The organism is Sporosarcina koreensis, assembly GCF_042655825.1.
Lineage (GTDB): Bacteria > Bacillota > Bacilli > Bacillales_A > Planococcaceae > Sporosarcina > Sporosarcina koreensis.
In genome coordinates, this window is the sequence record NZ_JBHSNP010000026.1 from 54,843 (window position 1) to 69,439 (window position 14,597).

The window sequence follows — 14,597 nt, forward strand, 5'->3', positions numbered from 1 at the left end:
ATTCCTATTAAAGTATTTCTATCTTACTATTTAAAACTCCTGCCTTTTTGCTATTGTTGCTATCCTTATTACATTTTTTTGTTTTCGAGGATGCGCTAGAATGAGCAAATTATAAAGGTGATATGGCGTTTAAAAGTTTGAGATCTGCTAATGTCGTTTTAATCTAAATAGAAAATGACAATTATGTTAACTATATAGCAATAATTTTACTTCGGGAGTCAATGTCCTCTATACTTTATGTGAAGGAATTCACAAGATGTGTGTTTCTATTGGAGGTCATTATTTAATGGTAGGGCTTATGGAATTGGTAAAAGAGCAGAAGGGGAAGCTTGCTATTATTGTTCTTTCGGCAATCTTGTCTGGTGTCGCAATCATTGCACAGGGCTATTTATTTGTCACGATTGTCGATCGTGTTTTTTTGCAGGGGAATTCCTTTTATCAAGTTGCCCCCTATTTGCTATGGCTGATCATCGCTCTTTTTGCACGTATCCTATTTACTTATTTTAGTGGCAGAAGTGGGATTAAGATGGCAACTACAGCAAAAGGTTATCTTCGTAAATCCTTATTGCATAAATTCTCAACCAGTCCGATGCAAGCATCGCTGGAAGGACAATCCGGTGAAAAAGTGAGTGTCATGATGGATACGGTTGATGAAACTGATCGTTATTTTAGCAGTTATATTCCGCAAGTCGTTCAGTCAAGTATTATTCCAATTATGATCTTAATTTTTATTTTTATAGAGCATGCTGCAACCGGTGTCATCATACTGGTTACTGCGCCATTTATCCCTTTGTTCATGGTGTTGATTGGCATTCGGACGAAAGATAAATCGTTAGAGCAGGTAGATAAAATGGCGGCGTTTTCGGGGAAATTCCTTGACACACTACAGGGCTTGACGACGCTAAAACTGCTCGGTCGATCGAAGCAGCAAAAGGAAATCATTGAAAGAAGCAGTCTTGATTTTCGGGATGCGACAATGGTAGTACTGAAAACGGCTTTTGTGAATTCGCTAGTACTTGAATTTATTTCAATGCTGAGCATGGGGTTAATCGCGTTAGAAATTGCGATTCGGATGATCGTTTTTCAGGATCTTTCCTTTTTTACAGGCTTCCTCATGCTCATTCTTGCGCCAGAGTTTTTCGCAAAGCTAAAAGAGCTGGGCAGTGCGTTTCACAGTGGGCGTGAAAGTATGGGGGCTGCTCAAAAGCTGGAAAACGAACTGGCAGACATAGCAAAACCAGTTACTTTTGGAAAAGAAGATTTGAATACGGATGCACCGCCAGAAATCAAACTCGTTTCCGCACACTTTAGTTACGGGGAAGATGCTTTTACATTGAAGAATGTTTCAGCAATAATCCGTCCCTATGAACAAGTTGCGATTGTAGGGAAAACGGGATCAGGAAAATCGACGCTTTTACATGTGATAGCTGGTCTAGTTTCTTTATCCGAAGGGGAAGTAATTGTAAATGGAAAATCACTATCAAATTATAAGGAAAAAGATTGGTTTGATCAGTTGAGTTATATATCACAAGACCCTTATTTATTTTCCGGCACAATTGCCGAGAATATTGCCATTGGTGGACGAAGTGATGCCACTCGTGAAGAAATTGAATCAGCAGCTGAAAAAGCGGGGATTTCTGAGTTGGTGGAATCACTTGAACAGGGTTATGATACGCCAATTGGTGAAGCGGGTCGTGGGCTTTCTGGCGGGGAAAAACAACGGGTGGCGATTGCGAGGGCATTCTTAAAGCGTCCATCTGTCATTCTGTTTGATGAGCCGACGACAGGATTGGATTTGCAGACCGAACGAATTTTGCAATCATCCATTCAAGAACTGTCAAATGACTCAACAGTGATTACGGTTGCCCATCGTCTGCATACGATCAGAAATGCGGATAAATTACTGTTCCTTGAAAATGGAGAACTCCAAGCAATTGGTTCCCATGATGACCTATTGGAATCCGTTGTTGCCTATCGCAACATGGAGTCTGTTCAGCAGGGAGGACCGATGTGATGAAGGATTTAGGAATGATTATTCGAGTATTACTTATGGAAAAGAAAGATACAGTGCTTTCAATTATTTTTGGATTCATCGCAGGAATTACGGCAGTCGCTTTATTTTCTGCCAGCGGTTACTTGATTTCAAAATCAGCACTTTCACCGCCGCTATACACATTGATGATACTCGTGGCATCGGTAAAACTCTTAGGGATCTTCTCCGCGCTGAGCCGCTACGGGGAAAGATATTTTTCCCACCGAGGAACATTTACAATGCTAAGTAACCTGCGTGTTTCGTTTTATCGGAAATTAGAACCACTAGCTCCTTCGATTTTCGGAAGGTATAGGAGTGGGGATATACTTGCAAGGATCGTTGGCGATATTGAAACTTTGCAGAACTTTTTCTTGCGTGTGTTATATCCGCCTGTTGTTTTATTATTGATTTTTTTCAGTACGATTTTTTTTACGACAATCTTTTCAATTGAAATTGCCTTAATTTTATTTGTCGGTCTTTTAGTAACTACATTAGTTGTCCCAGCCTACTTTGCATACAGGCAAAGTAGAGTAGATCGTAAAGTGAGAGAAGTCCGCGGTGATCTATCGACTGCTGTTACTGAATTCCTATTTGGCTTTCGGGATTTAAAGATTTATCAGCAATTAGAGGGACAGGAGGAGAAGCTTCTTGAAGCTTCGGATGCTTACGTAAAGGAACAGGAACGTGAAAATGTCCATAAATTATTCAGTGAGGCTACCAATACATTTGTCTCCTTGCTAGTGACAGTTTTCGTATTAGGGGTAGGCGCTTATTTAGTAGCGGGTGGGAAGCTCGATGGCATATTTTTAGCCATGCTTGTCATGATCTCGCTGACTGTTTTTGAAAATACAACACCCATGGCAGCTTTCCCAAGTCATTTTCAAGATAGCAAGCAAGCATCGTCAAGACTCGTTTCAGTTGTGAAAAGTGAAAAATCCATTGAAACTGCCAATAAACAAGAGTTTCATACTCATGCTGCACCACAAGTGGAAATAAACAATGTGACATTTTCTTTCCCAGATGAGTTGCGTCCTACGCTGAAAAATATCTCAATAAAGCTCGAGCCGGGGTCCAAAACAACAATCGTTGGACCAAGTGGGTCAGGAAAGTCTACATTACTACAGCTGATTTTAAATCTACACCAAGTAGATGACGGTAATATTTTGCTTAATCATATGCCACTTCATTCTTTCACGGAGGAAAGCGTTTGGGAACATACGAATGTCGTTCTCCAATCCAATCACTTCTTCTTTGGAACGATTCGCAGCAATTTGCAAATTGCGAAAGAGGATAGTAGTGATGTTGAAATGGAAATGGTTTTGAAAAGAGTGGATTTGGAGCACTTTTTATTGGATGATCCAGTGTTGGAGAAAGGCAATAACTTATCGGGTGGGGAAAAGCAACGCCTTGCGATCGCGAGGGCAATGCTTAAAAATGCATCCCTTTGGTTATTGGATGAACCAACCTCATCGCTGGATGCATTAACTGAAGCTGAAATTTACGAACATCTTTATACCGAAGCGAAAGATGATACAGTTGTGCTCGTCAGTCATCGCCTGACAGGGCTCGAGAAAATGGATCAAATTATTGTTATGAATCAAGGGGAAATTATTGAGTCAGGTACATTTAATGAATTGATGTGTCTTAAAGGATATTTTTACGAAATGAAAATGATTGAACAAAGTGTATTTGCGTAAATAAAGTGGTAAGCGGCGAGGTCTCTAGCCGTAAGCGGGGAAGCGATCAAACGTTGAAGTACAACGTTATGAATCGCTTTTTTCTTTGCAGGGATTGCGTTTGAAAACGATTGAAATTGCAATGCTGTGATATAATTTCCCCAGAAGATGGTTTCAATTAATAGGAGACATTGTATGTTGAATAAGAATTTAACCCAAAAGGGATATAAAATCGATGTGTCGGCTTTACTATTGACGGCTTTATTGACTGCGGTTGCGGGGGAGCTTAAACTCATTCCGTTTTATGGTGAGTCGTTCCGCTTCAGTTTAGGCAGTATCACTTTCTTTCTGCTCCTGCTGATCCGGCCGGCAGGCCCTCTTCCGTTGACAGGGCTTGTGACCGGCTTGACTGTTGTTGCTTTCCGGACCGCTGTTGAAATGATGTCGACGTCCGCTTCCTTCTTGGAAAGCATCCAGCATCATTTGCCTATCTTGTTGTATTATGTTGTATTTTCGCTAGGTTTTCATATTGTCCGTCTTGACAAATATCGTACTGCTCCGCTTTTATTAGGCGCATGGGCAGCTTTATTTGAGTTTCTCGGGAACGGTGCAGAAAACATAATGCGAATCTTTATGCTGAACCGTGACGGTTTAATGTGGAAAGATCTGGCGTTGATTGCCGGCGTAGCGATGTTGCGCAGCTTTTTTGTTGTTGGTCTTTATAGTTCCATTATGCTGTCTGAGCAGAAAAAGCGCGTTAAGGAAATGCTCGACATTGGTTCTAATTTATATGCGGAATCGCTTTATTTGCAGAAGTCGATGAATCATATTGAACAAGTAACGGCCGCCAGCCATGACTTGTATCGCAAGCTGAAGCATAGGAATCTACATGACTTGAGTGTCCAAGCACTAGCCATTGCACAAGATATCCATGAAGTGAAAAAAGATTCTCAGCGTATACTTTCAGGATTGTCTAATATTACAAAAGAAAATAGCACGGATTTCTTTCTTTTATCCGATCTGTTTGAGCTTGTCAGAACATCGAATCGAAAATATAGCGAATTATTGAAGAGGGATATCGATTTCCGTCTGACGATGACAGTCGATTATGAAACGGATCAGCATATCCCGCTATTGGCTTTATTGAACAATGTGACAGCCAATGCTGTTGAATCGATTATACATACGGGTGTTGTTGCCATTCATGTGTTCGAGGAAGCGGATAATCTGTGCATCACGATTCGGGATACAGGCAAAGGGATTCGAAAAGAAGATATCTCTATTCTCTTCGAACCGGGCTTTACAACGAAGTTTAATGAACAAGGCGTGGCGGCGACAGGCATCGGCCTTTCCCATGTCCAGCAGATTATTCAAATGTTTCAGGGGGAAATCCATATTGAAACTCCGGAAAACGGAACAGTTTTCCAAATACGGATACCTTCCCATACTTTAGTAATGAGGTGATCTATTATGCGTTATTTTATCGTAGATGATGATTTGGCATGTAGGAGAATGCTTGAACAAGTTATCAAAGAAGAGGAGCTTGGCTATGTATCGGGCGAGGCGGAAAATGGGGTGAAGGCGCTTGCCCCCATACTGTCTACACAGCCTGACGTAGTCCTGATCGACTTTCTCATGCCGGGACTTGATGGTATCGAAACGATGGAGCAATTGAAAGAGCAAGGATTCCGTGGGCAGTTCATCATGATTTCACAAATCGTGAATAAGGAAATGGTCGGCGAGGCGTATGAAAAAGGTGTGGAGTTCTTTATCCATAAACCGATTAATCGAGTAGAAGTACGAAGTATTTTATTGAAGACAAAAGACAACTATTTGCTTCAGCAATCGCTGCAAACAATCCGCGAATCGTTAGCAAATATCGGTGCGGTTACCGAACGGCCGATACAGCAAAGTGTGAGGGATATCGTTCGATCCATTTTAAATGATATGGGGATTATTGGAGAAGCGGGAAGTGATGACATCATTGCCATTATGGACTTGCTGATGCAACAACAGGAACGGACGCCGCAGTTGCCGCCGTTAAAAGCATTATATGAGGCTGCCGCGCGCGGAATGGCAAATGTCGATATTGCAAAAGAAAGCAAAGCGATTGAGCAGCGGATCCGCCGGACGATCCTAGCCGCGGTCAATAACCTTGCATCAATGGGAGTCGTCGATTATACGTCACCGCAATTCGAATATTATGCACCACGCTATTTTGACTTCCAGGACATTCGCCTTCGGATGAAACAAATCGAAGATGATCTTCCAACCTCTTCACGCGTGAAAATCAATATTAAGAAGTTCCTTCAAGTTCTCTATATTGAAACGGCTGAAAGATATAAGAAATAATGAATATTTTACCTGCAAAATAAATAATAATTACTTTGTCGGATTTTGTCGGATTCGATAAGTCCTCCTTACACTAGTAAAAAGTGAGAAAACGCTTTCATTGGTAGAATAGGGAGGCAACTATATGAAAAAGAAATTTAGAATTCCTTTAGCTTATCAAATACTTATCGGATTAATAGCGGGAATCATCGTCGGGGCAGTCTTTTATGGCAACCCCGCAATTGAAACGTATTTACAGCCACTTGGTACAATCTTTATTAACATGATCAAAATGATCGTTGTGCCGATCATCGTTTCAACATTGATCGTTGGCGTTGCAGGAACTGGCGATTTGAAGCAATTAGGGAAACTTGGCGGAAAGACAATGCTCTATTTCCAAATCGTTTCGTTAGTTGCAATACTTGTCGGTTTATCCGCTGCGAATATTTTCAAGCCGGGTGAGGGCATTGATATGTCGACGTTGGCAAAAGGCGATATCGACTCATATGTCCAGACGACTGAAAGTGTTCAGAACGAAGGATTCATGGACGTTCTCGTAGGCATCGTGCCAAGTAATATTATTCAATCGATGGCATCGGCAGATATGCTTGCGGTAATTTTCTTCTCCGTATTGTTCGGATTGGGAGTTGCTTCCATCGGTGAAAGAGGAAAGCCTGTACTTGCCTTTTTCCAAGGCACAGCAGACGCAATGTTCTGGGTGACAAACCTTATTATGAAATTCGCGCCGATTGGTGTATTCGGTTTGATTGGTGTGACAGTATCAAAATTCGGATTGGAGTCATTAGTCCCACTCGGTAAATTGATGATCCTTGTATATGCAACTATGATCTTCTTCGTCGTCGTCGTACTTGGTGGAATTGCGAAGTTAGTCGGTACAAGCATCTTCAGCATTATTAAGCTGTTGAAAGATGAACTGATCTTGGCATATTCAACATCAAGTTCTGAAACTGTGCTGCCGAAGCTGATGGAAAAGATGGAGAAATTCGGTTCACCACGTGACATCGTGTCGTTTGTTGTTCCGACGGGCTATTCATTTAACCTGGATGGCTCGACGTTGTACCAAGCACTAGCAGCAATCTTCATTGCGCAGATGTATGGCATTGATTTGAGCATCATGGAACAGGTTACGTTAGTGCTCGTGCTGATGGTAACTTCAAACGGCATTGCCGGAGTGCCTGGCGTTTCGTTTGTTGTATTGCTTGCAACACTTGGCACAGTTGGTATTCCATTGGAAGGACTTGCGTTCATTGCGGGGGTCGACCGACTGTTAGACATGGGCCGCACTGTCGTCAACGTTCTTGGGAACGCAATGGCTACAGTTGTCATGGCGAAATGGGAAGGCCGTTTCGGTAAGGAAACGAAAAGCGGTCATGCGCCAGTTGAACCGATTGGCGAATCAATCTAATTGGACAGGCAGTTTTGTCGCCCGAAGCGGGTGGCGAAACTGCTTTTTTGAACTGTAGATATAAGTGGAAGAAGGATTACTATTTGTTTTATAGAAACTATAGAAAGAAGGCGAAGCTGTTTAAACAACATAATGATGAATAGTGGGGGGTATTTGGTATGAAAATCAAAGGTTTTGGCGGAGTTTTTTTGAGATCGAAGGATGTAGATGGTCTGAAAAAATGGTATGAAGAAACGCTTGGAATTTTAATGGGCGATTGGAACGGTATGATCATGAAGCCGGATGTAGAGAATGAAACGGTCTTTTCTCTTTTTGAAGAAGGGAATAATTATTTTCCGGTCGATCAATCCGTTATGTTGAACTTCCAAGTGGAAAACATTGAAGGATTTCTAGAGCATTTTGAAAAAATAGGTGTGTCACTTATCAAAGAACCTGAAAAAAGCGAATACGGGACTTTTGTTTGGGTTTCCGATCCGGAAGGAAGATGGATTGAAATTTGGGAGAAGTAATTTACAGCAAATCGCTAGTACAGTATCGGGATTGACGGAGATATCGAAACATCAGGCGAGAAATTAGACTTACCTCCATTTTTGGAAGGACGCCGAAAAGAGATCGAAGTTAAACTACAACCGATAGAGAAAAATTAAATATCAAAGAATCCCCTTGTATGCATACTGAAGTTACTCACCTATAAGTTTTTGGAATAGGGACAACTTGACTTGGAATAGATTGTTTAAGAGCGTTATGCATACAAGGGGGAGATTCGTATGTATTGGAATGAAGAGCAGCAAAGCGGTGGTTCCAACATTTCGCCTATGGAATTTGTGGAACGGTCATTGGAGGAAATCCGGTTTTGGTCAAGAATAATGAAAGAACATTCTCTATTTCTTAGGTTAGGGTTCAGGTGTGAGGATACGCAGCTAATCGCAGAAGCGAATCAATTTTTTCATATATTTGAACGGATTGAACAACAGTCGCATGCTTTTACGAATCAAACGGACCCCATGACGATCAGAAGGTTCAATTCGGAAGTTCAGGTTGCCGCGGCGAATATTTACGCCTTTAAACGCAAAGTATTAGGGTTGATCCTATCTTGCCAGTTGCCCGGCGCAAACAATTTCCCCCTTTTAGTCGACCATATTAGCCGGGAAGCCAATTATTTCAGGAAGCGGCTCATTGAATTGAATGAAGGGAAATTAGTACCGCTTGCAGATGCAATCATCAAAGAGAACGTGTTCTTTTTACGAATCATGGCCGACCATGCAAAATTCATCGGACATTTGCTTGATCCTTCGGAAAGAAAGCTCGTCGATATCGCTAGGAATTTCAGCAATGATTTTGATGAATTACTGTTCCAAGCTAGAGATTTAGACGGAATGAGACCATATTCCCAAACCGTTCCTCTGCTGGACCAATTCCTTGATCAAAATCGGGTGTCTGTCGTTTCCCTTCGCGACTTCAAAAAGACGGCAAGAGATTTAATTGAAGAATGTAAAATAAAGAGCATTATCCACCCGTTATTAGCGGATCACGTTTATCGCGAAGCGGATCATTTCCTAACGATTATCGATATGTTCGATGCGCATCTGACTGGGACAAATGTATAGAAAATAAATAAGGATGGCATTAAACCTTGATATATCAAAGGTTAATGCCATCCTTATTTCTGTTTAACAATATATTTTAGCAGATTCGATTTTACAAAGGTCGATTGTATCTTTAAGCAACTGCAAATCGGATATTATGAAGGATCTTAAGTTATCGGGACATCTTTTTAGATCGCATTTCAACTTTTGAAATTCAATTTCAATTAAAGCTAGTTCCGTAATGACACTCACCCCTCCGTGACTATTATACCCAGTTCATCAAAAGTTCAAACGGACTATTTAACTGTTTTTCATAGGCATTAGAAACTATCGATAAAATAATAATTGAAAATAGCCGTGGAATCGGTAAGGATGGAATATAAGGAAATATTGATATTGTGTTAAGGGACTGCCTAAATTGCCGAAAATAAAAGCAGTGGAGAAGTTAGGGTATTAGCTTCGCTGTCTGATATTTTCTGATTTAGGGCAGCCCCTTTTTAACAGTCTTTAGAACGCGCGAAGCAAGAACCATAAAAGGAGTAAAATATAATGGAACGATTATTTCAAGGGATACCGAATGATGTGTACAGTTCTTTACTCATTCATAATCCTGATCCCATTTTCCTGTTGGATGTAAGTGGGAAAGTACTTGATGTGAATTTGGCGACAGTGGATTTATTTGGATACCCGGCTTCCGAATGGACGGAAATTGACTTTAAAAACATACTTGTTCCTGCAAGTATTGGAGATGCATTTCGGCTATTTGATCAAACAGTAAATGGAGAATATTGTACTGGGCAAATAAGTGCGTACAATAAAAAACGTGAATTGCTTTATTTGCAAGTGAAAAGTCTTCCTTTATTCGATCAAATGGAGGACCTCAAACTAATCATGATTGTCATTAAAGACATGACCGAAATGATTGAAACAAAAAAAGAATTGCAGAAAACAGTGGAACTTGAAGAAGCATTGATTCGGAGCGAGGAAAAATATCGGTTAATAGCTGAAAACATGACTGATATAGTGACAATACTTGACCAGGACGGTGTCATCACGTACGCCTCCCCTTCAACTACTCATGTCCTCGGCTTCCCTTTGGAGTCGTATGTAGGCAACAGTGCTTTCAATATTGTTCATCCCGATGATTTGCCGAGTGTCCAAAAACAGTTCTATACTTTATTTCAAAAGAAAAGTTCCTATGATATGGAGTTCAGATATAAACATAAAACGAAGGAATGGATATGGCTTGAGGCGAAAGGGACATATTTTACAGATGAAGAAATAGGTGAAGGTCATCTATTGGTCGTGTCCCGAGTAATAGAAGAAAAGAAGTTGATGCGCGATAAGTTGAAAGAAATGGCATTCCATGACGAATTGACAAAACTGCCGAATCGTAGATTGTTTAAAGAAATCATGCACCGAAGATTAAAAGAGGCAAAAAGGGATAACGAAAAGTGCACATTACTTTTTATGGACATAGACAAATTCAAATGGGTGAATGATCATCTTGGCCATTCTGTCGGTGACGAGCTATTGAAGAGATTTACCAATAGGGTTCAACATGCAATACGTGAAGGTGATGTATTGGCACGTCAAAGCGGGGACGAATTCCTAGTGCTCCTTCCCGACACTGAGGAGGACGAAGCAATAGAGATTGTAAAGAGAATTCTGGGTAGCTTACAGAAGGAATGGCGTATACGAGGGCATTCCTTCACAACGACTTCGAGCATCGGAGTGGCCATGTATCCGCAAGATGGTACGACAATGGATACATTAATGGCAAATGCCGATAATGCCTTGTACAAAGCAAAAGAAAAAGGGCGCAACACATATATGACATACTCGAATGAAAACTAAATTACTATGTTAAAAAACGGCCTTTCAACAATTCAGTGAATTGATGAAGGCCATTTTTGATATTCGTATTCGAATCCTCTAGATGGACGGAGTCTTTCTTACTTAACTTCGAAGACTTCGCGGTCATTTAAAGGCTGAACAGGGCGATCGTTATCATGAAAGATCTGTTGATATGCCTGAATTTGCTCTTTTGACATTTCAATCGGCTCTTCAAACACAATCCATTTCACTTCTTCTGTACAAGGCGGTGTTGTTAACGAACCGTTGTAATTGAAAGTTGTTTGATCGGAAGGAAGTAAAGATTGTAAATCTACAGTGTCTTCTACGGCAATATCACTTTCTGTTTTTTGATTTGGTAACACGCCCCAAATAGGTGCCAAGCTTTCGTTTTCTTTTCCTTCTTTTATCATTAACCCAAGAACAGCAAGCTCACCATTCGCATCTTGGTGTACGAGATGTAGTTCCATATCCAATTGTTTGCCGTCAAACTGGTGTTCACTAGGTGTGTGAAAATGGAATTGAGCAAGTTTATATTCTTTTCCATCAAGGACAATGATATTGTTTTCGGTCGCCGGGTTAGCTTGTACAGTATAGCCGTTATTGACAATTGAAAATTCTGTTGGCTCATAGTGAATTTCAATGTTTTCCAGTTTTTCATTTGTGTTAACTTCTGAGGTCTCGATATTAATTGGTGATTGTTCATTACCATCTGTACAAGCTGAGTATGTAGGATCCAAATCCCCCCAATGGTCAGGTCCAGTTTCTTCATCGTACGACCATTCAGAGTCAGGCGCAGTATTTGACTCTGTTGCTTCGTTTTCTTCTGCATCTGATTCCGTTGCTTCATTTTCCGTCGTGTCAGTAAGTTCTTCTTTTTTGGGTGTCGTTGTTTCTGTTGTCTGTTCTGAGCAAGCTCCCAGCAATAAGCCCAACAATACAACTAAAAATGAATACAAAAAGTTCTTTTTCATTTTTGTAAAATCCCCTTCTTCCTTATTTTTTTCTGTGCTATTGCACAAGAAATACTATACTAATTAAATTCATAATAACAAGACATGATTTACCAAAAAGCCTTAATTTCCTCAATACAGTTAATAGATACCATTCATCTGCTAATTAATAGGAATGGATTTGTGAATTATCCCTTGGTGCTTAATAACTAAGCTTCAAATTTTTGTACCACGAGATTTTTTATTAACTTTTTTATAGTTATAAGAAGTGAATAATTCATTTCCGGTTGGAAAATGCTATATGTTATAGTGGATGGATGAAAGTAGGTGAACCCAGTGAGACATAGATATGGCAGGCTCATTAAAAAGGACAATATCGTCGTGTTTCCTGGAGCCTTGGAGCGCCTCATCGAAAAAGGATTAGATGCTGTCGAAGATACAGACTACGCAGAAGCTGTAGAAGCCTTCGGACAAGCGTATCATTTCGATCCTGACAACACCCGCATATTAGCGCCGTATGCTGTTTCCTTATACGAAACAAAAGACTTTCCTTTAGCGAAAGAAGTGGCAACGAAATTATTACATAGCGGCACGACGGACTATCTTGACGCCATGGAATTGTACTTGGCCATCAGCATCCAATTACAAGATTATGAAGAAGTGGAAATGACGATTGAAACACTCCTTGAAGAGGATATCGTCCCTCCCGACATGATGAATAAGTTCAACTATTTACGGGAGTTGAATAAAAGGCTTTCCTATAGATATGTACGGGAGGACTTAGAACCGAAACAACTCGATGCGTTCACCATGGAGGAATTCCTGGAAGGAACGACCGAAACGCAGCAAAAAATACTTGCTGTATTTGAAAACAGTGAATTGGATGGGGCCACCAAAGATCTGCTGTCGCAAATTGTCGAAAATGAAAGCCTACATCCGATCGTCATAACTTATGCGCTTGTACTTCTGCGTGAATCAGGCTATGACGAGGAAGTGACAGTACGGAAATTTGGATTTGCAAAACGTGTAATCCCTGTAGAACTCGAACTCCCGAGTCAAGATGAGCGTTCCGTCGATGTGGTCAATCAAATCGGTCTCCTTTTTGAAAAGGATCCAACGCGCATGCAAATGGCGATCGATGCAAGTCTTCGTTACGGCATCGTAGCCTACCCATTTTGCTGGGATGGCTTTTCAACAACCGAGGTTGCCGATGCATATGTTGAATACATAGAAAGCATGTTCACAGGAGAACAGGTAATTGCGACGGAATTGAATTCCCTCATTCGATCTGTCGACCAACAGACGGATAGGTAATATGCAGTAAATCTGTTGAAAGATCGAAAGACTATGATATACTGTAATGGTTGTAAATAGCGTATAAACGTGAGAAAATATACTGGTCATAATGATTCGGAGGTATTTAAATGTCTGTTAAATGGGAAAAAGAAGAAGGTAATAAAGGGACCCTCACAGTAGAAGTCCCTGCTGAAAAAGTAGACGCGGCACTTGACGAAGCTTTCAAGAAAGTTGTAAAGAAAGTGCAAGCACCTGGTTTCCGTAAAGGGAAAATGCCACGAAAAATGTTCGAGAGAATGTACGGAGTAGAATCTCTTTATAATGATGCGCTTGACATCATCCTGCCAGAAGCGTACTCCAACGCGCTTGACGAGGCAGAAGTAGAGCCGATCGCTCAACCTGAAATTGAAATCGATGAAATGGAAAAAGGCAAAACGCTCGTATTCAAAGCACACGTTACGTTGAAACCTGAAGTGAAACTTGGCGACTATAAAGGTCTCGAAGTGACACGCCAGGAGACTGAAGTGACTGACGAAGAAATTGAAGAGCAATTGAAAGACCGCCAAACAGCATTGGCTGAAATGGTTGTAAAGGAAGACGGCGCGGTTGAAAACGGCGACACTGTCAACCTTGACTTCGAAGGATTCGTTGATGGCGAAGCTTTCGAAGGCGGCAAAGCTGAAGGATATGATCTTGAAATCGGATCAGGTTCATTCATCCCTGGATTCGAAGAGCAAGTCGTTGGTATGAAACAAGGTGAAGAAAAAGACATCGAAGTTTCCTTCCCAGAAGAGTACCATGCAGCAGAATTGGCTGGCAAACCGGCTGTATTCAAAGTGAAAGTGCATGAAATCAAGTCGAAGGAAGTTCCTGAGCTTGACGATGAACTTGCAAAGGAAATCGATGAAAGCGTCGAGAGCCTTGAAGAGCTCCGCACAAAAATGAAAGAACAGACAGTTGAAGAAAAGAAGAGCGCATCTGAAACAGCAATGCGTGACGAACTTGTAGAAGCTGCAGCACGCAACGCAGAAATCGATATCCCTGAAGTGATGATCGATTCTGAAGTGGATCGCATGATGGATGAATTCGGCCAACGCCTTCAAATGCAAGGCATGAACCTTGACCTATACTTCCAATTCTCAGGTCAGGATGAAGCTGCATTGCGCGCTCAAATGAGAGACGATGCGCTAAGCCGTGTTCGCGTTTCCTTGACACTTGAAGCAATCGGCGCAGCTGAGGACATCAAAGTGACAGAAGAGGAAATCAATGCAGAGCTAGAAAAAATGTCAGAGCAATTCGGTATGGAAGTTGACCAAATTAAACAGACATTGGGCGGCACGAAAGTGCTTGAAAACGATCTGCGTTTCAACAAGACGGTTGAATTCTTAGTTGAAAATGCAAAAGTCGCTGAATAATAGGTAATGAAAAATACAAGGTGCGGGT

The 14,597-nt window shown here is 41.1% G+C and carries 11 protein-coding genes and 1 pseudogene; 11 read left to right on the plus strand and 1 reads right to left on the minus strand.

All coding sequences use genetic code 11. The features are described from left to right. The first annotated feature begins 286 nt into the window (after positions 1-286). The 9 genes and pseudogenes from cydD to ACFPTP_RS11925 all read left to right on the plus strand — a co-directional run bounded on the left by cydD (position 287) and on the right by ACFPTP_RS11925 (position 10,908). Positions 287-2,014: a thiol reductant ABC exporter subunit CydD gene (cydD, locus tag ACFPTP_RS11885; RefSeq protein WP_381445139.1), complete on the plus strand. Its 1,728-nt coding sequence runs from the start codon at positions 287-289 to the stop codon at positions 2,012-2,014. Next, the gene (gene cydC, locus ACFPTP_RS11890) at positions 2,014-3,729 is read left to right on the plus strand and encodes a thiol reductant ABC exporter subunit CydC (RefSeq protein WP_381445141.1); all 1,716 of its coding nucleotides are present in this window, start codon (positions 2,014-2,016) and stop codon (positions 3,727-3,729) included. The genes cydD and cydC overlap by 1 nt, the downstream gene beginning before the upstream one ends. Before the next feature lie 177 nt (positions 3,730-3,906). Next, complete coding sequence (locus ACFPTP_RS11895) at positions 3,907-5,172, plus strand: sensor histidine kinase (RefSeq protein WP_381445143.1); 1,266 nt, start codon at positions 3,907-3,909, stop codon at positions 5,170-5,172. Positions 5,173-5,178: 6 nt separating this feature from the next. Continuing rightward, positions 5,179-6,060 (plus strand): response regulator, encoded by an 882-nt coding sequence (locus ACFPTP_RS11900; RefSeq protein WP_381445145.1) that lies wholly within the window; start codon positions 5,179-5,181, stop codon positions 6,058-6,060. A gap of 124 nt (positions 6,061-6,184) precedes the next feature. Next, positions 6,185-7,465, plus strand: a complete 1,281-nt coding sequence (locus ACFPTP_RS11905; RefSeq protein ID WP_381445147.1) for a cation:dicarboxylate symporter family transporter — start codon at positions 6,185-6,187, stop codon at positions 7,463-7,465. Between the two features lie 158 nt (positions 7,466-7,623). Continuing rightward, the gene (locus tag ACFPTP_RS11910; RefSeq protein ID WP_381445149.1) at positions 7,624-7,974 is read left to right on the plus strand and encodes a VOC family protein; all 351 of its coding nucleotides are present in this window, start codon (positions 7,624-7,626) and stop codon (positions 7,972-7,974) included. Positions 7,975-8,004: 30 nt separating this feature from the next. Further along, positions 8,005-8,112 (plus strand): annotated as a pseudogene (locus ACFPTP_RS11915) (ring-cleaving dioxygenase); the annotation flags it as partial. A 120-nt stretch (positions 8,113-8,232) separates the two neighbouring features. Beyond that, complete coding sequence (locus ACFPTP_RS11920) at positions 8,233-9,072, plus strand: DUF2935 domain-containing protein (protein ID WP_381445151.1); 840 nt, start codon at positions 8,233-8,235, stop codon at positions 9,070-9,072. A gap of 528 nt (positions 9,073-9,600) precedes the next feature. Further along, positions 9,601-10,908 carry a diguanylate cyclase domain-containing protein gene (locus ACFPTP_RS11925; RefSeq protein ID WP_381445153.1) on the plus strand — a complete coding sequence of 436 codons (1,308 nt, stop codon included), beginning with the start codon at positions 9,601-9,603 and terminating at the stop codon, positions 10,906-10,908. 98 nt (positions 10,909-11,006) lie between these two features. Here the strand turns inward: ACFPTP_RS11925 and ACFPTP_RS11930 are convergent, their stop codons facing one another. Beyond that, complete coding sequence (locus ACFPTP_RS11930) at positions 11,007-11,879, minus strand: carbonic anhydrase (protein ID WP_381445155.1); 873 nt, start codon at positions 11,877-11,879, stop codon at positions 11,007-11,009. Positions 11,880-12,194: 315 nt separating this feature from the next. Between ACFPTP_RS11930 and ACFPTP_RS11935 the strand changes: the two genes are divergently transcribed. Further along, positions 12,195-13,172 (plus strand): DUF3196 family protein, encoded by a 978-nt coding sequence (locus ACFPTP_RS11935; RefSeq protein WP_381445158.1) that lies wholly within the window; start codon positions 12,195-12,197, stop codon positions 13,170-13,172. Between the two features lie 110 nt (positions 13,173-13,282). After that, positions 13,283-14,569, plus strand: a complete 1,287-nt coding sequence (gene tig, locus ACFPTP_RS11940; protein WP_381445160.1) for a trigger factor — start codon at positions 13,283-13,285, stop codon at positions 14,567-14,569. Positions 14,570-14,597: the final 28 nt, after the last annotated feature.